This is a genomic window from Pseudomonas rossensis, from assembly GCF_039888995.1.
GTDB lineage: Bacteria > Pseudomonadota > Gammaproteobacteria > Pseudomonadales > Pseudomonadaceae > Aquipseudomonas > Aquipseudomonas rossensis.
This window is the reverse complement of the sequence record NZ_JBBWCB010000352.1, coordinates 1-341: the sequence shown is the minus strand read 5'-3', so window position 1 is coordinate 341 and position 341 is coordinate 1. Positions and strand designations below refer to the sequence as shown.

The window sequence follows — 341 nt, the reverse complement described above, 5'->3', positions numbered from 1 at the left end:
GCAGATAGCTTCGTAATGCAACACGATGTACCGTCGATATTTGCCGGTCACTACGACCCATCCTTCCCGCTTGCGCTGTGCCTGAAAGATCTTGGCCTGATAGAAGAATTGTTAAATGAAACCGGAACACGCTGCGAGCTAACCCGTGCAACTCATGCGCGCTTCGAAGAAGCGAAGCAGCGTTACGGTGAGCGTTCCGGTGAAATGAGTGTCTGCCGTCTCATTGAAGATGATGCAAAGATAGCGTTGCGAGTTGCGGGCGACTGGGTAGCACCGTGGGAAGTCCTACCCGTACACGCATAGGTAACCGCTTAAATAGGATCTCCTCTGAATTCAGGAAC

At 51.9% G+C, this 341-nt stretch carries 1 protein-coding gene; it reads left to right on the top strand.

The features are described from left to right. A partial coding sequence (locus WLY71_RS30845; protein WP_347806601.1) for an NAD-binding protein occupies positions 1–303 on the top strand: 303 nt, incomplete at its 5' end. Positions 304–341: the final 38 nt, after the last annotated feature.